Annotated in this window: 17 protein-coding genes; 15 read left to right on the forward strand and 2 right to left on the reverse strand. The window is 71.4% G+C overall.

Going from position 1 to position 20550, the window contains the following annotated elements; genetic code table 11:
* The first annotated feature begins 7 nt into the window (after nt 1–7).
* The 4 genes from OG866_RS03200 (at nt 8) to OG866_RS03215 (ending at nt 5640) form a co-directional block, all read left to right on the forward strand.
* Nucleotides 8–1342: an ABC transporter substrate-binding protein gene (locus OG866_RS03200; protein WP_329331814.1), complete on the forward strand. Its 1335-nt coding sequence runs from the start codon at nt 8–10 to the stop codon at nt 1340–1342.
* 2 nt (nt 1343–1344) lie between these two features.
* Nucleotides 1345–2268: a carbohydrate ABC transporter permease gene (locus tag OG866_RS03205; RefSeq protein WP_329331815.1), complete on the forward strand. Its 924-nt coding sequence runs from the start codon at nt 1345–1347 to the stop codon at nt 2266–2268.
* Nucleotides 2265–3089, forward strand: coding sequence for a carbohydrate ABC transporter permease (locus OG866_RS03210; protein ID WP_329331816.1), 825 nt, complete (start codon nt 2265–2267; stop codon nt 3087–3089). Before OG866_RS03205 ends, OG866_RS03210 begins: the two co-directional genes overlap by 4 nt.
* A 94-nt stretch (nt 3090–3183) precedes the next feature.
* On the forward strand, nt 3184–5640 hold the full coding sequence (locus OG866_RS03215; RefSeq protein WP_329343898.1) for a CBM35 domain-containing protein: 2457 nt from the start codon (nt 3184–3186) through the stop codon (nt 5638–5640).
* Nucleotides 5641–5716: 76 nt separating this feature from the next.
* Here OG866_RS03215 and OG866_RS03220 read toward each other — a convergent pair whose 3' ends face one another.
* Nucleotides 5717–7213, reverse strand: a complete 1497-nt coding sequence (locus OG866_RS03220; protein WP_329331817.1) for an alpha/beta fold hydrolase — start codon at nt 7211–7213, stop codon at nt 5717–5719.
* Nucleotides 7214–7391: 178 nt separating this feature from the next.
* On the opposite strand from OG866_RS03220, the gene OG866_RS03225 reads away from it, so the two are divergent.
* From OG866_RS03225 to OG866_RS03275, 11 genes are all read left to right on the forward strand, one after another.
* Complete coding sequence (locus tag OG866_RS03225; protein WP_329331818.1) at nt 7392–8648, forward strand: ATP-grasp domain-containing protein; 1257 nt, start codon at nt 7392–7394, stop codon at nt 8646–8648.
* On the forward strand, nt 8645–9505 hold the full coding sequence (locus OG866_RS03230; protein WP_329331819.1) for a Rossmann-like domain-containing protein: 861 nt from the start codon (nt 8645–8647) through the stop codon (nt 9503–9505). Before OG866_RS03225 ends, OG866_RS03230 begins: the two co-directional genes overlap by 4 nt.
* Nucleotides 9502–10578, forward strand: a complete 1077-nt coding sequence (locus OG866_RS03235; RefSeq protein WP_329331820.1) for a PLP-dependent cysteine synthase family protein — start codon at nt 9502–9504, stop codon at nt 10576–10578. The genes OG866_RS03230 and OG866_RS03235 overlap by 4 nt, the downstream gene beginning before the upstream one ends.
* A complete protein-coding gene (locus OG866_RS03240) occupies nt 10575–11624 on the forward strand; it encodes a dipeptide epimerase (protein ID WP_329331821.1) in 1050 nt (349 codons plus the stop codon). Before OG866_RS03235 ends, OG866_RS03240 begins: the two co-directional genes overlap by 4 nt.
* Complete coding sequence (locus OG866_RS03245; RefSeq protein ID WP_329331822.1) at nt 11608–12858, forward strand: MFS transporter; 1251 nt, start codon at nt 11608–11610, stop codon at nt 12856–12858. The genes OG866_RS03240 and OG866_RS03245 overlap by 17 nt, the downstream gene beginning before the upstream one ends.
* A gap of 12 nt (nt 12859–12870) precedes the next feature.
* Nucleotides 12871–13659, forward strand: coding sequence for a class I SAM-dependent DNA methyltransferase (locus OG866_RS03250; protein ID WP_329331823.1), 789 nt, complete (start codon nt 12871–12873; stop codon nt 13657–13659).
* A gap of 21 nt (nt 13660–13680) precedes the next feature.
* Nucleotides 13681–15237, forward strand: a complete 1557-nt coding sequence (locus OG866_RS03255) for an ABC transporter substrate-binding protein (protein ID WP_329331824.1) — start codon at nt 13681–13683, stop codon at nt 15235–15237.
* On the forward strand, nt 15234–16187 hold the full coding sequence (locus OG866_RS03260) for an ABC transporter permease (protein WP_329331825.1): 954 nt from the start codon (nt 15234–15236) through the stop codon (nt 16185–16187). The genes OG866_RS03255 and OG866_RS03260 overlap by 4 nt, the downstream gene beginning before the upstream one ends.
* Nucleotides 16184–17029 carry an ABC transporter permease gene (locus tag OG866_RS03265; RefSeq protein ID WP_329331826.1) on the forward strand — a complete coding sequence of 282 codons (846 nt, stop codon included), beginning with the start codon at nt 16184–16186 and terminating at the stop codon, nt 17027–17029. Before OG866_RS03260 ends, OG866_RS03265 begins: the two co-directional genes overlap by 4 nt.
* A 17-nt stretch (nt 17030–17046) precedes the next feature.
* Nucleotides 17047–18642, forward strand: coding sequence for an ABC transporter ATP-binding protein (locus OG866_RS03270; protein WP_329331828.1), 1596 nt, complete (start codon nt 17047–17049; stop codon nt 18640–18642).
* A gap of 65 nt (nt 18643–18707) precedes the next feature.
* Nucleotides 18708–19241 (forward strand): VOC family protein, encoded by a 534-nt coding sequence (locus OG866_RS03275; RefSeq protein WP_329331829.1) that lies wholly within the window; start codon nt 18708–18710, stop codon nt 19239–19241.
* A 27-nt stretch (nt 19242–19268) separates the two neighbouring features.
* Here the strand turns inward: OG866_RS03275 and OG866_RS03280 are convergent, their stop codons facing one another.
* Nucleotides 19269–20549: a hypothetical protein gene (locus OG866_RS03280; RefSeq protein ID WP_329331831.1), complete on the reverse strand. Its 1281-nt coding sequence runs from the start codon at nt 20547–20549 to the stop codon at nt 19269–19271.
* Between the last annotated feature and the right edge of the window lies 1 nt (nt 20550).

Raw genomic sequence — 20550 nt, forward strand, 5'->3', positions numbered from 1 at the left:
GCACGTGATGAAGAGAAGAGCACTCCCCGCACTGGCACTGATATCCGCCCTGGCCCTGGCCGCCACCGCGTGCAGCGACCCCACCGCGGCCGACTCGGACTCCGACTCCGACTCCGACGCCCGGCAGACAGCCGTCGACCCCACCGCCCGCCTCGACGGCGTGAAGCTCACGATGTGGACCGCGCAGAACACCGTCAACGCGCCGAAACAGGTGATCGACGCCTTCGAGAAGGCCACGGGCGCCGAGGTCGAGACCCAGGCGATCCCGGACCTCTACGAGCAGAACGTGCCGACCAAGCTGGCCTCCGGTGACCGCCCCGACCTGATGTTCTGGCAGCCCTCAGTCTCCACCCTGCCCTTCATCCAGCCGAAGCAGAACCTCCTCCCCCTCGACGGGGAGCCGTGGGAGGCGAAGCTCGGCGACACCGAGAAGTCGCTCGGCGTGATCGACGGCAAGCGGTACGCGGCGATCGTCACCAGCCCCGCCATGCTCGGCGTCTACTACAACAAGGACGTCTTCGCGAAGGCCGGTCTCAGCGAGAAGGACTTCCCGAAGTCGTACGACGAGTTGCTCGCCCTCGGCCGCAAGGTCGTCGACAAGACGGACGCGGCCGCCTTCTACGAGGCCGGCGGTGACCAGTGGCCGTTGCAGTGGCAGATGCAGGTCCAGCTCACCGACCTCGACCAAGCGTGGTGGGACGGGCTGAACCGGAACAAGGAGAAGTGGACCGACCCCGTCGTGGTCGGTGCCGTCAAGAAGTACAAGGACAAGCTGCTCGACGCCGGGCTGGCCCAGAAGAACTACCGCACCGGCACCTTCACCGGGCAGGCCGACGCCCTGTGGAAGGGCGAGGCCGGGATGGTCCTCAACGTCACGTCCTTCCAGAGCCAGTTGCAGGCCAAGTACTCCACCGCCGAGATCGACCGCGAGGTCGGCTGGTTCCCCGTCGCCAACTCCTCAGCCACCGGCCTGTATTCACCCGACCAGACCAATGGGGTGGTCGCCTTCAGGACCGGTGACGAGAAGCGGCAGAACGCGGCCCGGCAGTTCCTCGCCTTCTGGCTCGGTCCCGACTACGCCGACTACATCAAGGCGATGAAGATCCCGTCCGTGCAGCCCTCCGTGCCGACCCCCGACGGCCTGCCGCAGACCTCGAAGGACCAGGTCGAGGCCCTGCCCACCGCCATCGGCGTGTTCCAGGCGAAGGCGATCGTCGCCCCGGACGCCCATCTGTACCTGGCCGACATGATCTACGGGAAGAAGAATCCCGAACAGGTCGCCCAGGCCGTCCAGGACCAGTTCGCCCAGGTGGCCAAGGCGCAGGCCGCGCCCGGATTCTGACGATGACTCATACCGTCGTACGCGCCAAGAAGCCCGCGCCGGTGTCGGGCACACCGAGGAAGCCGGGGCGGTTGCCGCGGGCCGCGGTGCACCATCCCTGGTGGTTCGCCCTCCCGGCGATCGTCGTCTTCGCCGGCTTCTTCCTGGTCCCCAACCTGCTCAACTTCTACTACCCGTTCACCGACTGGTCCTCCTACCACCCGGACATCGCCTTCACCGGCCTGGACAACCTCAGGACCATCGCCGACGACGGCTCGCTGCTGCGGGCGATCCGTACGACCCTGCTGTACGCGGCGCTCGCGGCGTTCTTCCAGAACGGCTTCGGTCTCGCACTCGCCCTGCTGCTGGAGGACGACACCCGCTTCAACCGCTTCTTCCGAGCGGCCTTCTTCCTGCCGGTGCTCATCTCGGCCCTTGCGACGGGTTACGTCTTCCAGGCGCTCCTCGACCAGGACGGCGCCGTCAACTCCGTGCTGGGAAGCGATGTTCCGTGGCTCGGCTCGACGACCTGGACGCTGGTCGTGGTCACCCTCATCCACGGCTGGAAGTGGATGGGGCTGTCGATGCTGATCTATCTCGCCGGGCTCAAGGGCATCCCCGGGGACATGCTGGAGGCCGCGCGGATGGACGGGGCCGGGCCGTGGCGGACCTTCTGGTCGGTGCGCTGGCCCATGCTCGCCCCGGCCGTCACCTTCAACGTGACCACGGCGCTGATCGGTTCGATGAACACCTTCGACATCGTCCAGGCCACAACCGGCGGCGGGCCCGCCGCCTCCACCGAGGTCTTCAACATCTACATGTTCCGGATCTTCGGGCAGGGCCTGTACGCCCAGGCCTCCGCGATGAGTCTGGTGCTCTTCCTGGTCGTGGTGGCCGTGGCGATCCCGCTGGTCGTCGGACTGCGCCGAAGGGAGCAACTCCTGTGACCCCGGTGTGGCGTTACGCCCGCCCGGCGCTCGTCCTCCTGCTCGCCGGCCTCGCCGTCGGCGTGCCGTTGTGGCTGGTCGCGGTCACCTCGGCCAAGCCGCAGACCGAGGCGATCAGACCCAACCTGGACCTGCCCCGGCACTGGCAGCCTTCCCGTAACTACGCGGACGCCGTCAGCGAGGGCGAGATGCTGCGCGGTTTCCTCAACTCCCTGCTGGTCGTGGTGCCTTCGGTGCTGCTCGTGCTGGTGCTCGGGGCGGGCGCCGCATGGGTCTTCGCGCGCCACAGGTCCAGGCTCGTCTCGGCGGCGTACGCCCTGTGCATCAGCGGACTGCTGCTGCCGCCCGCGGTCATCACCATCGTGATGGAACTGCGGCAGCTCGGCCTGGCCAACACCCGCCCCGGCATGATCGCCGTCTACACCGGCATGTACCTGTCGACATCGATCTTCTTCATGACCGGTTTCATCCGCGCGATCCCCATGGAACTGGAGGAGGCGGCCCGCATCGACGGGGCACCCCCCTGGCGGATCTTCGCGCGGATCGTCCTGCCGCTGCTCAGGCCGGTGATCGCCACCGCGACGATCATGGTGATGCTCTATGCCTGGAGCGACATCTTCTACGCCTTCTTCGTCCTCGGCGGCGGAGATCGGGCGACCCTGCCGCTCAACCTCTACCAGGTCGCCAGCGCCCAGCTCTATCTCGACAACTGGCATCTCGTCTTCGCGTACGTCGTGGTGATGAGCCTGCCGATGGTCGTCGTGTTCCTCGTCGGCCAGCGAAAGATCGTGTCCGGAATCACCAGTGGAGCCGTCAAATAACCGGAGGTCCGACAGCGTGCTCGTCCCCACCCGCACGAGATCCCGAACCGCCTTGCTGACCGCCGCACTTGCCCTCGCCGCCCTGCTCCCCACGATGGGCTCCGCGTCGGCAGCCGACCCCCAGCGCCTCACCGTCGACCTGGCCGACTCCGAGGGCCCGGTGACGCTCGGCGCCAACGGCGCCCTGTACGGCCTCGGTGACGACGGCGTCCCCAGCGACGCCGCCCTGGAACCCCTGAAGATCACCAGCATCTCGCAGAAGCCGGAGGGCGGCGCCCAGCACCCCAACGGCGACGCGCTCTCCGTCTCCAAGGCCTTCTTCCGCAACGGCGGCGGCGAGATCAACGTGATGATGCAGGACATGTACGCCAAGTGGCCGTACGAGGATCTCGGCATCGACGACTACCTCCCCAAGGTCGACAAGATCACCAAGGAGATCGCGGCCGACCCCAACAGCGACCGGTTCGTCTACATCCCCTTCAACGAACCGGACTTCATCTGGTACAAGCTCAACCTCACGGACCAGGCCGCGTACGAGGTCGAACGCGACCGCTTCTTCAAGCACTGGAAGACGGTCTACCACCGCATCCGTGCCATCGACCCGGACGCGGTGATCGCGGGCCCCAACGAGACCGGCTACTACCCCCGCTTCCTGCGGGACTTCCTCACCTTCGCCCAGCGCGAGAACGTCCTGCCGCAGATCATGACCTGGCACGAGCTGAGCTCCGGTTCGCTGCGCGACTTCCAGGGTCACTACGACAACTACCGTGCCCTTGAGCGTGAGTTGGGCATCGGCCCGCTCAAGATCAATATCGATGAGTACGCCAACCGCCGGGACCTGTCCGTGCCGGGGCAGCTCGTGCAGTGGGTCTCGATGTTCGAGAGGAACAAGGTGTACGCCAACATGGCGTACTGGGACGCCGCCGGCAATCTCAGCGGCCAGGTGGTGCAATCCAACATCCCCAACGGCGGCTGGTGGTTCTTCCGTTGGTACGCCGGGCTGACCGGCGACACGGTGAAGGTGACCCCGCCGCAGCCGAACACCATCGACACCCTCCAGGGCCTCGCCTCCCTGGACACCTCCCGCCGCCAGGCCCAGGTCCTGCTGGGCGGTTCGGCCGGTGACTCCGACGTCGTGGTGCGCAACGTCCCCCGCTCCGTCTTCGGCCGCACGGTCACCGCGACCGTCGCCGAGGCGGCCTGGTCCGGGTACGAAGGGCAGCACGCCGCACCGCAGGTGCTCACCCGCACCAAGCTCAAGGTGGCGGACGACGGCACGGTGACCGTGCCGCTGCGCGGCCTGCACAAGATGTCGGCGTACCGGATCGTCCTCACCCCCGCCGGCTCGGGCACCCCCTCCCCCGCCGCCGTCCCGTGGTCGGCGTCGTACGAGGCCGAGGACGCTGCGATCACCGCCGGGCAGATCTACACGCAGGGCACCGTGAGCAACGCCAACGGCTACGCGGCCTCCGGCACCAAGGACGTCGGCTCCCTCAACCAGCCCACCAGCAAGGTGGACTTCACGGTGTCGGTCCCGGCGGACGGCACGTACGGCCTGTCCATCCTCTACGGCAACCAGTCCGGCGGCCCGGCCACACAGGAGCTGTCGGTCGACGGCGCCGACCCGGTCACGGTCCCGTACCCCTCCACGGAGAACTGGACCTACCGCGCCAGGAAGGACGTCGGCATCCGGCTCACGGCGGGCTCGCACGTGCTGACCCTCGCCAAGGGCGACGCCGAGGTCACACTCGACCGCATCCACCTGACGGCCCGTACCGGCGAGGCCTCCGCGTCGTACGAGGCCACCCTCGCCGACATCAGCGGCAGGCCGTCGTACGACTACTCCTCGTCGTCCGGCGTCGGCACGGGCGCCCTCGTCCTGCGCACCGCCGACAAGGCGGTCTTCGACGTCTACGCTCCGCGCGACGGCTACTTCACGGTCCTCCCGCGTGCCTCCGCGCCGGTGAAGTTGCGGCTGCACGGGGAGACGGTGACGGCCGTGCCCGGCAAGCCCCTACGGCTGTATCTGGTGGCCGGGAACAACCGCGTCACGCTGACCGCGAAGCACGCCTCCGTCCGTTCCCTGGACGTCTCGGGCGACGGCTCGACGGCCGGCGCACTCACCTACGAGGCCTCTTCGGCCCTCCTCTCGGGCGGCGCCGAACTGGTCGACTCCGCGCACGCCTCCGGCGGCTCCTACATCGGCTCGCTGGGCAACAGCCCGTCCAGCACAGCCGAGTTCACGGTGAACGCGCCCAGGTCCGGCCGCTATCTCCTGGTCATCCAGTACGCGCACAACGAGCGGCGCGACAACGGGCACGCCTACAACACGGACATCATGTCCCGTACGGCGGACATCACCGTGGGGTCCGGCACCCCGACCCGGGCCACCTTCAAGAACACCTGGAGCTGGGACGACTACTGGACGCTCGGCGTCCCGGTCGACCTCAGGAAGGGCGCCAACACGGTGACGTTCGGCAACCCGACCGGCTGGGCGCCGAACATCGACCGGATCGAACTGGGGCGTGTCGTAGGCGAGTTCCGGCACTGATCGCAGCACGCCGTGTCACCGGGCCCGTGAGACAGCACGGGCCCGGTGACATGTGCGTCACAGGGGCGGCTACAGATCAACTCACCGTGCGACCCACCTGGGGCAGCCCGGGACCGACGCAGCGTACGTCCGCCGCCGGAACCGTTCCGTCGACGAGGTAGGCGGCGGCGGTCCGGTCCACGCAGGCGTTGCCGCGACTGGCGAAGACGCCGTGCGAATAGTCGTGGTCGAGGGTGATCAGCCTGGAGCCGGGCAGGAGGCGGCGCAACTGATGGGCTCCCTCGATGGGGGTGACGGGGTCGTGGGCGGAGGCGATCAGGAGAAGGGGCGGGGCGGCTGGGCTGCCGAGCGGGGTGCGGTGGGCCGGGCGGTGGGTCCAGTAGGCGCAGGTGGAGGCCTCCATGCCGGTCAGTACGGGCTGGGGGTCGAGGTTTCGGGTGCGGCGGATGTCGGCGAGGACGCGCCGCGGGGTGGGTCCGGGGCCGTCGGCGCATTTGGTGAGGCGGTTGGCGGATTCGTAGGTGCGTGAGTCGGGGCTGTCGAAGGCGGTGACGGGACGGAGGGCATCCACCATGCCGTCCCGCAGGTAGGCGCGGAGGCCCTCGGCGAGGCCCGTCCAGCGTTCGGTGCGTCCCAGGGCCCGGTAGACGGCACGGTCGAACTCGGCGGGACCGAAGCCGGCGACCGGGCGGGCGGTGAGGCCGTCGCGGACGCGCAGATACGCGCGGCGGACGGCCTGTGCGCTGTCGCCGAGGACGAAGCGGTCCGCGTGGGCGGCGGTCCAGACGAAGAACGTGTCGCGCTGACGCAGCAGCGCCCGGCTCTGGACGACATCGAAGTCGTACCAGTCCCAGGGGCCGACGACACTGTCGAGGACCATCCGGCCGGTGCGCTGCGGGAAGCGGGCGGCATAGGCGGCGCCGAGGTAGCTGCCGTAGGAGATGCCGAGGAAGTCGGTCCGCGGTTCGCCGAGCGCGGCGCGTATCGCGTCCATGTCCTGCGCGATCTGCTCCGTCGAGAAGTACGGCAGCACGTCGCCCTCGCGCGCCGCGCAGTCGTCGGCCATGCGGCTCAGGGAGGCGAGGTAGGCCTGTTCCGCCGTCGGTCCGACGGGGACGGGGTCGGCTCCGGGGCTGTCGAAGAGGCCGCCCATCGGGCCGCAGTCCACCGGAGCGCTCTGTCCGACGCCGCGCGGGTCGAAGCCCATGACGTCGTAGGCGCGCCGCACGCTCTCGGGGAGTTTGGCGCGCTTGGTGACCGCGTAGGGCAGTCCGGAGCCGCCCGGGCCGCCGGGGTTGACCAGCAGGGCGCCGCGGTGTTCGGCCGGGGTGCCGGAGGCGGGGACGCGGGAGACGGCCACCTCGATGCGTCGGCCGTCGGGGTGCGCCCAGTCCAGCGGGACGCCGAGGCGGGCGCATTCGACGCGGTCGGGGGCGGCGGGCTGCGGGACCGTGTCGGGGCAGGCGCCGAAGTGGAGGGCGGGTGCGGGCGGGGGTGTGGCGTGGGCAGGGGCGGCGGGCAGGGCGGCGGCTGCGGCCGTGAGCACGGACAGCAGGGCGGTACGACGAGACAAGGGTCGCTCCGGGCAGAGGGCGGTAAGCGAGGGCAGTGGCGGTGAGGGACGGCAGTAAGGGACTGGTAAATGAAAATGATTATCGATAGCTTGTCTGGGCGCAAGGTCCGGCCCCTCCCGCCCGAGGGCTTCTCCGGGCTGCCCTGAATCCTGAACTCACTGCACGAAAAGGGGAGTTGTGGCTCATCTGCTGATGGTCGAGAGCTGGGTCGGGTCGATGAGCAGACTTCTGCCGAGGGCCATCCGGGAGGGTGGGCACGAGTTCACGTTCCTCACCCGCGATCTGCACCACTACCTCCGCTCGGCGCCCGAGGGCACCGCTCATCCGCTGCTCGGCGCGCGGAACGTCATCACCGCCGACACGAACGACTTGGACACCCTGCTGCCCGAGATCGAGCGGCTGCACGCGGTGCTGCGCTTCGACGGGGTGCTCACCTCCTGCGACTACTACCTGCCGGCGGTGGCGCGGATCGCCGGACGTCTGGGCCTGGCGGGCCCCGGTCCGGAGGCGGTCGAGAACGCCTGCCGCAAGGACGCCACCCGCCGGGTCCTCGCCGACGCGGGGGTGCCCGGACCACGTTTCGCCGTGCACGAGGAGTGGGCCGATCTCGCCCGCGCGGCACGGGAGATCGGCTATCCGCTGGTGGTCAAGCCGGTCGACCTGTGCGCGGGCATGTATGTGCGACGCGTGGACGACGAGGAGCAACTCGCCACCGCGGTGCGCGCGTTGGCCGACTTCCCGGTCAACGCCCGTGGCCAGCGCCGGGACCCCGCGGTCCAGGTGGAGGAGCTGCTGGACGGCCCCGAGGTGAGCGTCGAGACCGTGTCGTACGCCGGGGCGGTGCACGTGGTGGGCGTGACCGACAAGAGCATCGCCGGGGCGCCCGCGTTCATCGAGACCGGGCACATGTTCCCGGCCGCCCTGTCGGCCGCCGACACCGAGGCCGCCGAGCACACCGCCCTCGCCGCGCTCAAGGCCCTCGGCCTCACCGACGGGGTCGTGGCCCACACCGAGATCAAGCTGACCTCCGCCGGTCCCCGCGTGGTCGAGGTCAATCCCCGCCCGGCCGGGAACCGCATCACCGAACTGGTCCGCCATGTCACCAGCATCGACCTGGCCGCGGCCTTCGTCGACGTCTCCCTCGGCCACGCACCCGACCTGCGGGGCGGCGACACCGGGCTGCGCAGCGCGGCCATCGGCTTCCTGGTGCCGGAGGCCGCGGGCACACTCGAAGCCCTCGGCGGGGACGAACTCCGCGATGCCCCAGGCGTGTTGGAGCTACAACTCGCCGATCCGGGCCGGCCGGTCACCGCGGCGGGCAGCAACAACGAGTACCTCGGGCACGTCATGGCGGCCGATGCCACGGGACTGGGCGCCCGCGAGCGGGTCGAGGCCCTGCTCGGCGAGCTGCGGTCCGGGCTGGTGATCCGATGACCGCCGTCACCGGCACCTTGAGTTTCGACGACCTCCTCACCCGCGTCCGCGCAGGTGAGCTGGGCCCGGACCCGGCCGCACAGCGCATCACCGTGGCCTTCACCACGCGACAGGCCGTACGGCACGACGGGCGCGGCAGCGGCTATCGCAACGAGGTGTTGAGCCTGCGCCTGGGCGGAGCCGTCGGCTCCTGCGCGGTCGAGCCCGGCACCCTGCCCGACGAGGCCATGGAGGAGTGCGTGGGCGCCGACGTGGCCCGACTGCTGGAGCATCCCTCGCTTCCGGTGCGCGTGGCCGCGCTGGACGCCTATCTGATGCACGTCGCCCCGCACACGCCGGAACACGGGGCGCGCCCCACCGCGCTGCCCGCCGGCACCTCGCTCGACAAGTCCCGCGCCCGGGCGGCGGCCGTGGTCGGTCTGCTCGATCTGCCGGCGGGCGCCACCGTGCTGGTGGTGGGGGTCGTCAACTCCCTGTTGGAGGCGCTGCGTTCACGGGGGCTCGGTTACGTGCCCTGTGACCTCAAGGGCGGGCTGACCGAGTGGGGCGAGGGGGTCGTCACCGACGCGCTCGCCGAGGCGGGCCGCTGCGACGCGCTGCTGGTGTCGGGGATGACACTCGGCAACGGCACCTTCGATCCGCTGCGGGAACACGCGCGGACGTACGGCAAGCAGCTGGTCGCGTTCGCGCAGACCGGCAGTGCCGTGCTGCCGCGCTTCCTCGGCCACGGAGTGAGCGCGGTGTGCGCCGAGCCGTACCCCTTCTTCTGGCTCGACGGCGGTGCGGGTGTCGTCCACCGCTACGGCGTCGGCCCAGGCGCTGCGTGTCGCGGCGACCGTCCGGAGGGCGGGCGATGACCACCGCCGCTGTCCTCCCCGTCGCCCGCCCGGAACTGCTCGGCCTCCTCGGCCGCACCCCCCTGCTCCGTGTCACCGCCGAACTGCCCGGCCCGCACCCCGGGTTCTGGGCCAAGCTCGAAGGGCTCGCGGCGGGCGGCATGAAGGCTCGGGCCGCCGTGTCGATGCTGCTGGGCGCCCGGGAGCGCGGCCAACTACGGCCGGGCGCACCGGTGGTGGAGTCGACGTCAGGGACGCTCGGCATCGGGCTCGCCTTCGCGGGCCAGGCCCTCGGGCATCCCGTCGTGCTGGTCGGAGACAGTGAACTGGAGCCTTCCATGCGGCAGTTGCTGCGCTCCCACGGCGTCCGGCTGGAGATCGTGGACCGCCCGGCCCCCGTGGGCGGCTGGCAGGCGGCGCGGCTGGACCGGTTGCGGGAACTGCTGGCGGTACTGCCCGGCGCGTACTGGCCGGATCAGTACAACAACCCCGACAACAGCGCCGGTTACGCCTCCCTGGCCGCCGAGATCGTCGACCGGCTGGACCATCTGGACATCCTGGTGTGCAGCGTCGGCACGGGCGGCCACAGCGCCGGCCTCATCGTCCCGCTGCGCCGACGCTGGCCCGCGCTGCGCCTGATCGGCGTCGACTCGACCGGGTCCACCATCTTCGGCCAGCCCGCCCGGCCCCGGCTGATGCGCGGGCTGGGCAGCAGCATCCATCCGCGCAACGTCGCCTACGACGCCTTCGACGAGGTCCACTGGGTCGGCCCCGCCGAGGCCGTGGACACCTGCCGTCGCCTTGCCCGGGGCAGTTTCGTCAGCGGTGGCTGGAGCACCGGCGCCGCCGCCCGCGTCGCGGCCTGGGCCGCCCGAGTCCACCCCGGCGCGGTCGTCGCCACGGTCTTCCCCGACGGCCCGCACCGCTACCTCGGCACCGTCTACGACGACGACTTCGCCGCCGCCCACGGCCTCGACCCGGCCACGGCCGCCACCCGCCCCGTCGAGATCCCGCACCCCCGCGCCGCCGAGGCCACCGGCTGGGTGCGCTGCACCCGCGTCGCCGACCCTCTGCTCCTGGAAAGGACCCCGTGAAGGCCAGCCTGCGCACCGTACGCCTCGCACTCGCCGAGCCGCTGCGCATCTCCCGCTCCACCATGTCCGCCCGCGACGCCGTGTGGCTGACCGTCGAGCACGACGGCGCCACCGGCCACGGCGAGGCCGTCACCAGCGTCTACTACGGACTCGACACCGACACCCTCGTACGACTGCTGGCCGCCGCCGGTACGGCCCTCGCGCGCTTCCCCGACCCCGAAACCGCCCTGTACGCATCGGAGTTGACCACCGCAGGCACTCCCCCGGCCGTGACCGCCGCCGTCGAGGCGGCCCTGTTCGACCTCGTCGGCAAGCGGGCCGGGGTCCCCGTCCACCGGCTGCTCGGCACGGCGGAACCGCCGGTCGCCGCCACCGCCCGCACCATCGGCATCACCTCGCCGTCCGACGCGGCGGCGCAGGCGCGACGGCTCGCGGCGAGCGGCTTCGAGGTCATCAAGGTCAAGGCGGGAACCGTCGACCCGGAGGACGACGTGGAGCGCGTCCGCGTCATCCGCGACGTCGCTCCCGGCGCCCGACTGCTCCTCGACCCCAATGGCGCCTGGACGCCGGCCCAGGCCGAGGCGCTGCTCCCGCGGTTCGCCGAGCTGGGCGTGGAAGCCGTCGAGCAGCCGCTCGCGCCCGGCACCCCGGAGGCGCTGGGCGCGCTGGCGGAACGCTCACCCCTGCCGGTCATCGCCGACGAGGACGCGGTGGACCTGGAGGACGTACGCCGCCTCACCGGACGCGTCCAGGGCATCAACGTCAAGCTCGCCAAGTGCGGCGGAGTGCGCGCGGCCCTGCGGATCGCCGCGTCGCTCGACGGCAGTGGCACGGAGCTGATGCTGGGCTGTCTCACCGCCAGCAGCCTCGGTCTCGCGCCCGCCGTGCACCTGGCCGACCGGGCCCGCTGGACCGACCTCGACGGACATCTGCTGCTCGCCCACGACCCGTGGACCGGCATCGGCGGCGCGGACGGCGTCGTACGCGCAAATGACCTGCCCGGTCTGGGAGTTGTGGAGGTGGGGGCGTATGAGGACGTGGCGTGAGATACGTGGCTTTCCGCTCGCCGTCCAGCTCCTGCTGGTCAACCAGCTCGGTGTCAACACCGGCTTCTATCTCCTCATCCCCTACCTCGCCACCCATCTCACCGACCATCTGGGCATGTCGGCGGCCGTCGTCGGGATCGTCCTCGGGGTGCGCAACCTCAGCCAGCAGGGCCTGTTCATCATCGGCGGCTCGGCCGCCGACCGGCTCGGCGCGCGCGGCGTCATCATCGCCGGATGCGCGCTGCGGACCCTGGGGTTCGCGCTGTTCGCGCTCGGCGACGACCTGGCCGTACTGCTCGCCGCGTCCGTGCTCAGCGGGCTGGCGGGGGCCTTGTTCAACCCCGCCGTGCGCACCTACATCGCCCAGGAGGCCGACGAGCGCAAGGCGGAGGCGTTCGCCCTGTTCAACGTGTTCGCCACGACCGGCGCCCTGATCGGCCCGCTGCTGGGCAGCGCCCTGCTGCTCGTCGACTTCCGTACGTCCGCGCTCACCGCCGCCGGGATATTCGCCGTCCTCACTCTCGCCCAGGCCCTGGTGCTGCCGGTCCGCACGGTCGAGCCCGGCAAGGGCACGGTGCTCGCCGACTGGCGCGAGGTGCTCGGCAACCGGGGCTTCCTCGCCTTCGCGCTCGCCATGGTCGGCATGTTCACCCTGGAGAACCAGCTGTATCTGCTGCTGCCCGACGGCGCCCGGCGGGCCACCGGCTGGGACGGTGCCGCGGGGCTCGTCTTCCTGGTCGGCACGCTCACCAACCTGGCGCTGCAACTGCGCATCACCCGGGCCCTCAAGGGGCGGGGTCACAGGGCGCGTTGGATCGCCACCGGCCTCGGCCTGATGGCGGTGGCCTTCCTGCCGCCCGCCCTGGCCGTGGGCTCCTCCGGCCACCCCGTGCTGCGCGCGCTGCCCGTCCTCGCCGGCGCCCTGCTGCTCTACCTCGGGGTGATGGTCGCCCAGCCGTTCGTCATGGAGCTGATCCCCGGCTTCGGCCGCAGCGAGCTGACCGGCACCTACTTCGGCGTCTTCTACGTGGTGTCCGGCATCGCCGCCGCCGTAGGCAACACAGTCGTCGGCTGGGCCATGGACGCCGGGGAGCGCGGCGACGCCGACTGGCTGCCGTGGGCCTGCTGCGCGCTCTTCGGGCTGGCCTCGGCGCTGGGCGTGGCCTGGCTGCACCGGGCGGGCACGCTCCCGACGCCGCCGAAGCCCGCCGTACCCGTACCGGCGACGGCTTGAGGAGGCACCCGGATGGCTCTTCGGCGCAATCTCCTCACCGACAACCCCGAGCTGTACGAGGTCCGCTTCCCCGACCCCGACCGGCTGGCCGGGCGCTGGGCGCAGGACTGCCTGCGCCGGCACGGTGCCGGACCGCGCGTCCTCGACATGGGCTGCGGCACCGGCCGCGACGCCGCCCATCTGCATGGCGTGGGCCGCACGGTCACGGGTGCCGACGTCTCCGAGGCGATGCTCGCCCACGCCCGCGTCCACCATCCCGGACCCGAGTACGTCCACGCCGACCTGCACGGGTTCGACATCGGGGTGTTCGACGCCGTCGTGTGCCTGGACAGCGCGCTGCTGTACTGCCACACCAACGCCCAGCTGGACGCGTTCCTGACGTCCTGCCGCCGTGCCCTGTCGGCCGGTGGGCTGCTGGTCGCGGAGATGCGCAACGGCGCGTACTTCCTCGGCCGCACCGACCTCCTGGACACACCCACCGTCGACTCCTTCACCTGGCAGGGCACCGTCCACCGCTCCACGACCACGCTCACCGTGGACCGCACAGCCCAACTCCTGTGCCGCACCCGCGTCTGGACGACCGACGACGGCTCGGAGCCGGTCGAGCAGCACTCCGCGTGGCGGCTGCTGTTCCCGCAGGAGCTACGGCAGCTGCTGACCACGCACGGCTTCGAGGTGCTCGAACTCCACGACGGCCCCGGCCCGCGCACCGAACCACCGTGGCAGGCAGGCCGGTTGCCCGGCGACACGGCGGACGCCGACCGACTGCATGTCGTCGCCCGCCTCAACTCCACCCTCTGACCTCACCCTTCAAGGACCTCCATGTACGACGAACGCCATCCCGCCCTGCGCCGACGCGGTTTCCTCGCCGCCACCTCGCTGGGCGCGCTCGCCCTCGCCGGGTGCGGCACCGACGACAGCGACCCCAAGAGCGGCGGCGCTCCGAAGAGCGGTGGGCGGCTGCGGGCCGCGTTCGCGGGCGGCGGTGCGAGCGAGACCCTCGATCCGCACCTGGCCAACCTCTTCGCCGACGCGGCCCGGGCCAAGGCCCTCTACGACAAACTCGCCGACTACGGCCCGGACTTGTCCGCGCAGCCCCGGCTCGCCGAGAAATGGGAGACGAACAAGACCCTGGACCGCTGGCAGGTGACCCTGCGTCAGGCCACCTTCCACGACGGCCGGCCGGTCACCGCCGCCGACGTCCTGTACAGCTACCGCCGTATCGCCGACCCGGACCAGGCGTTCCGCGCCAAGGCCTCCCTGGAGCCCATCGACCTCGACGCCAGCCGGGCGACCGGGCAGCGGTCGATCGAGTTCGTGCTCAAGCGGCCCACGGCCGAATTCCCCAACGTGCTGGCCGCGTTCGGGGCGTACATCGTCCCGGAGAAGGCCACCGACTTCGACAAGAACCCGATCGGCTCCGGCCCCTTCCGGTTCGTCTCCTTCGCCCCCGGCCGTTCGGCCGTCTTCCGCCGGTACGACGACTACTGGGAGGGCGCCCCGCACCTCGACGAGGTCGAGTTCGTGGTCGCCAACGAAGAGTCCGCCCGCGTCAACGCGCTCCTCGGCGGACAGGTCGAGTACGCGCACGAGCTCAACCCGACGACCGCCCGCGCCCATGAGGGCAGCGGGCAGATCGAGATCGTGCGGCTGCGCAACAGTGCGATGCAGGCGTTCTGCATGAAGACGGACCGGCCTCCCTTCGACGACGCGCGGGTGCGGCAGGCGTTCTTCCTCATCGCCGACCGCAAGGAACTCGTCGACGGCGCCCTGTCCGGGGCGGGGGCGGTCGGCAACGACCTGTTCGGCAAGGGGTACGAGTACTACGACGACTCGCTCCCCCAACGCGAGCAGGACCTCGACAAGGCCCGTGCCCTGCTCAAGCGGGCCGGCGCCGAGAACCTCAAGGTCACCCTGGACACCTCGGCCGTCGCCGCCGGGTTCACCGAGGCCGCGAGCATCTTCCGCGACCAGGCGGCCAAGGCCGGGGTCACCGTCGACGTGAAGATGGGCAGCAAGGACTCCTACTGGGCCGACATCCTCAACAACGGCACCCTGTGCTGCTACCGCTCGGGCGCCCTCCCCATCGAGGCCCATATCTCCCAGCGGCTGCTCACCGGCTCCACCACCAACGCCACCAAGTGGCGGCACAAGGACTTCGACGCGCTCTACGCGCAGGCCCAGTCCACCCGCGACGAGACCGCCCGGGCCGCCGTCTACGACCGGATGCAGCGCCGCCTGTACTCCGAGGGCGGTTTCCTGATCTGGGGGTTCGCCGACTGGATCCTCGGAACGGCCCGCACTGTACGGGGAGTCGAGGCCAAGGCACCCGCCAACACACTCGACTGGGCGCGGTTCGACAAGGTCTGGCTGGCGTGAACGGACTGCGTTCCTTCGTCGCCCGGCGGCTGCTTCTCGGTGCCGTGCAGACCGTGGCCGTGGTGCTGCTGGTCTTCGCGCTCACCGAGGCGCTGCCGGGCGACGCCGCGGTCGCCCTGGCCGGTGACCAGCCCGACCCGGCCCGGATCGCCGCCATCCGCGAGGCCATGCGTCTCGACGAGCCCGCGCACGAGCGGCTGGCCGACTGGGCGACAGGGCTGCTCCACGGCGATCTCGGCACCTCGCTGGTCTCCGGCCGCCCGGTCGGCCAGTACATCGCCGAGGGGTTCGGGCCGACGCTCCTGCTGGCCACGCTCACTCTGGTGCTGCTCATCCCCCTCGGCTTCGGCCTCGGGGTGCTCGCCGCCCGCCATGAGGGGCGCCTGGCCGACCGGTTGATCAGTTCGGTGACGCTCGCCGTGTACGCGATACCCGAGTTCGCCCTCGGGGTGCTGCTGGTGACCGTCCTGGCGCTCCAGTTGGCCTGGCTGCCGCCGACCGCCGTGGGATACGGCACCGATCTGCTCGGCCATCCCGCCGCGCTCGTCCTGCCGGTGCTGGTGCTGCTGTCACGTCCGGTGTGCTCGCTGTCCCGGCTGGTGCGGGCGGGCATGATCGACGCGCTGGCCTCGCCGTACGTGGCCCAGGCCCGCCGCTACGGCATCTCCGGCACCCGCATCCGCTACACCCATGCCCTGCCCAACGCACTCGCCCCCGCCGTACAGCAACTCGCCCGCACCGTCGACTGGTTGCTGTGCGGCGTCATCGTCGTGGAGGCGCTGTACGTGATCCCGGGACTCGGCACCGTGCTGCTCAACGCCGTCGCCGAACGCGACGTACCGGTGGTCCAGGGGCTCGCCGTCATGTTCGGCGTACTGACCGTGGCGCTGAATCTCGGCGCGGACCTGGTGGCCCAGCGGCTGGCTCCCCGGGCGGGGGTGGCCGCGTGAGCAGGTGGCGTACGGGGCGCTTCGCGTCCGGGATCGCGGTTATCGCCGTACCCCTGGTGATCGCCCTGCTGGGGCCGGTGTTCGCGGGTGAACCGGGGCCGCGGGCACCGTCGTTCACCCTCGGCGGGGGTCACTGGCTCGGTACCGACTTCGTGGGCCGGGACGTGTGGCGTCAGGTGCTGCACGGGGGCCGGCCGGTGGTGCTGACCGCGCTGGCCGCCACGGCGTTGTCGTATCTCGTCGCGCTCCCGGTCGGTCTGCTCGGCGCGCTCACCCAACGGCATTGGCTGGAGGAGCTGTTGATGCGTCCCCTGGATGTGTTGCTCGCCGTGCCCTCGCTGCTGCTGATCCTGCTGGCGGCGACCGTGTTCGCGCCGGGCGCCGTCGGGCTGGCGTTGCTGGTCGCGCTGGTCAACGTGCCCGATGCGGCCCGTCTCGTCCGGGCCGCCGCCGCGGAGGCCGCGGCCCGGCCCGCCGTCGAGGCGCTGCGGATGCAGGGCGAGACCTGGTGGCGGACGGCCGTCGACTATGTCGGCCGGTCCATGCTGCGCACGCTGGCCACCGACGCCGGGACACGGCTGACCGGCGTGCTGTATCTGGTCGCGACGGCGGCGTTCCTCGGTGTGGGGGTGGCTCCGGACGCCGCCGATTGGGCGGTGATGGTCGACCGCAACCGTACGGGTCTGTTCGTCCAGCCATGGGCCGTCGTCGTACCCGCCCTGTTGATCGTCGCCCTGACGACGGGCACCAACCTCCTTTTCGACGCCGCGCTCGGGGGCGACCGGGGCCGTCCGCGGCGCGGCCGGACCCGTCGCCGGGCAGGAAGTGAAGCACGCGCGTGAAACACACGGACGTTCAAGTGAACGGGGCCGGCGAACCCCTGGCCGAGCTACGGGATCTACGGGTCGAGGTCGACGGACGGGCGATCGTCGACGGAGTGACGCTCCGGGCCCTGCCCGGCAAGGTCGTCGCCCTGGTCGGCGCGTCCGGCAGCGGCAAGACCACCACGGGGCTGGCCCTGCTCGGCGAGTTCCCGCGCGGCGCCCACGTCACCGGTGACGTACGCCGGGCGACGGGCACCGGAGCGTTGGGCGGCGGACCTGTGAGTGGCGGTCCGGTGGGATACGTCCCGCAGCACCCCGCAGCCGTTCTCAACCCCGCCCGTCGGGTCTCCGCGCTCCTCACCGACATCGCCCGCGCACAGGTGAGTCATCTGCCGCGCCCACAGCGCCGGGCGGCGGCTCGCGAAAGGGTTCTGCGCGCCCTCGCCGAGGCTCAACTCCCGTGCGCTGAAGTCGTGTTGAAGCGTTACCCGCATCAACTCTCGGGTGGCCAGCAGCAGCGCGTCGTCCTCGCGCAGGCTCTGCTGCTGGGTGCCCGGATCGTCGTCGCCGACGAGCCGACCACCGGTCAGGACGCGCTCACCAAGAGCCGTGTCGTCGAGCAGTTGGCCTCCGTCGCGGCACGCGGCATCGCGGTCGTCCTGCTCAGCCATGACCTGGACGTCGTGCGCGCCCTCGCCGACGAGGTGATCGTCATGCGGGCGGGACGCGTCGTCGAGTCGGGTCCACCGGAGCGCGTCCTGCTCGCACCACGGCATCCATGGACGCGCGAACTCCTGAGCGAGCAGCCGGAGTTCAGGGCACCTGAAGGTGCGGGCGGACGGCCCGTTCTGGAGATCCACGGCCTCACCGCCCGCCATCGCGACGCCGAGGTGCTGCTGATGCCCGAACTCGACCTACGCACGGGCGAATGCCTGGCCGTCATCGGCCGTTCCGGCAGCGGCAAGACCACCCTCGCCCGCTGCCTGGCCGGGCTCCACCGCGACCACGACGGCGAGATCCTCCTGGAGGGCACCCCCTTGCCGCGCAGCCTGCGTGTTCGCAGCCGCGCGCAACTGGCGGCCGTGCAGTACGTCTTCCAGGACCCGCGTGCGGCCTTCGACGAACACCGTCCGGTCCTGCACCAGGTCGCCCGCACCGCGGTCCGGCTGCGCGGCTGCGACCCCGCCGCCGCGGAACAGGAGGCCCTGACCACGCTGGCCGGGCTCGGTCTGGGCGAGGATCTCATCCGTCGGCGCCCCGGGCTGCTCTCCGGCGGCGAACTCCAGCGGGCCGCCCTCGCCCGCGCCCTGCTGGCCCGCCCCCGCGTACTGGTCTGCGACGAGATCACCTCCGGCCTCGACGGCGTCACCCGCCGCGGCATCCTCGACCTCCTCACCGCCCTGCTGCACGACCGCGACGACCTGTCCCTCGTCCTGATCACCCACGACCTCGACACCGCCGCCCTGGCCCACCGCATCGCCGTCCTGGACGCCGGCGAACTCGTCGAACAGGGCCCGGCCCGTCGCGTTCTCACCGCGCCGCGCCATCCGTTCACCAGGTCGCTCATGGAGACGTCGAGGCGACTGCCGACGCCTGCCCGTGAGGCCGGCCAGGAGTCGCCGACCGTCTAGGACAGGAACCGACCTATACGGGGCCTAGCGTCGGTCTCCGAGCCGCTCCCGGCGAAAGGACCGCAATGCCCCAGCAGAAGACCGCCGCCCCCAAGGGCTACACCAGCGTCGCCCCCTGGGTCGTCACCGACGACACGGGTGCCTTTCTCGACTTCGTCGCCCAGGCGTTCGAAGGTGAGGAGCTCGCACGGGTGGTGACCGAGGACGGGCTGGTCGGGCATGGTGAGATCCGGGTCGGCGACACGGTCGTCCTGGCCTTCGACCGCCGCGCGGACTGGCCGGTCATGCCGAGCCTGCTGCGCGTGTTCGTCACCGACGCCGACGAGGCGTTCTCCCGGGCCCTGGCGGCGGGCGCTCAGGTGGTCACCGCGCTGACGAACGACGCCTTCGGGCAGCGGGGCGGTCGTGTCAGGGACCCGTTCGGCACCATCTGGTGGGTGGTCAGCCGTGTGGAGGACGTCCCCGAGGCCGAGATGTGGGCGCGGTTGCAGGAGCCCACGTACGCCAAGGCGATGCGCGTGGCCCAGGAGACCCTGGACGCCGAGCTCAGCGGGCGCCGCGAGGGTCGCAGCAGCGCCCCCGTCAGGCGGCCCGACTGAGCCGTCCCGGCCTCGACCGCACAGGGTCTATGACGCGGGGTCGACCGGGGGCAGTACCGACCGGACCTCCTCCAGGAATCTCGGATAGTCCTCGCCGTAGGTGACCACGCCCGCGAACACCGCGTCGAGCGCGGCCCGGAGCGGGTCCGCCTCCCCTGCTCCGATCAGCGCGGGGAGCGCCATGTGCGGCTGGGAGATCCGCCGGGACGCTTCCGGGGCGCCGAACGTGACCGCCATGGTCGCCGATCCGGCTGTGGGCCGACGCGTGGCGGCCTGTTCCACGACGGCGGTCGCGGGGCCGACCACCGCCTGCTCCGACCAGGTCTGCACCCCCGGTTGCCGCGTCGGCGGCTGGAAAGGGGGTCGCTCGGGCGGGACCGCCTCGCCCACCGTCCCGTCCGGGGCGTGCGGGTCGTCGGCCAGGGTCCGCCACATGCGGTCCCAGTCGTCGAAGGGCGGTGGCAGCGGGCGCCCTTCCGCCAGCTCGGCCAGAGCGTCGGTCACCCAGCCGAGGGCGGTGAGGCCGGACTGCTCGCACGCCCGCCGAGCCGCCAACACGGCCACCGCGCACTGGACTTCAGGACCGGCGGCGTCGATCGCATGGACCAGGGACGGATCGAAGCGCACCAGACCCGAGACATTGCCCCGGACCGCGCGCAGCGCCTCGCTGGGCAACTGCCCACCCCACTCCCAGCGTTCCAGGGCCAGCCGCTGCTCCCGCTCGGCCTGCTCCTTCTCCAGCCGTTCGCGGCGTTCGGCCTCGGCCCGCTCGGCGGGGGTGGGCGGCGGCGGTTGCTCACGGGCGAAGCCGTGCCAGTAGGCGGCGATCTGCGACGTCTGCTTGAGGATGCGGTCGGCCTCCGGCGGGGCGGGCCAGAACTGAAGCAGATAGGAGTCCAGTGGCGGCTCGGAGTCCAGCCGGGTGTCCTTCCTGTTCGCCTCGTCCATGCCCCTGGCGCAGTAGCGCACCCGGTAGTCGGTCTCCTCCAGGTCCAGCTCCCACATGTCTTCGCCCGCCCACTGCACCAGTTGGCTCTCCGCCGAGGCCGGGCGGAAGGACACCTCCACCACGTCCTCCCACCGTGGGTCCAGCGGCGGCGGCTCCTCGTGGACCTCCACGGTGAAGCCGACGTCACCCGTGTGCAGCCCGGTCGTCAGCCACAGCGACCCCGGGATCGCGGCGCCGCACAGTCCGGCGCTCTGTCCGGCGAACCCCTCGCCGAGATCCGGGCCGAAGGTGTCCGGGTCGCTCTCGACATAGATCTGACCGTAGTGAACGAACACTTCGCCCTCGACCGGCCTGCGCATC

Origin of the sequence: Streptomyces sp. NBC_00663 (assembly GCF_036226885.1) — a bacterium.
GTDB lineage: Bacteria > Actinomycetota > Actinomycetes > Streptomycetales > Streptomycetaceae > Streptomyces.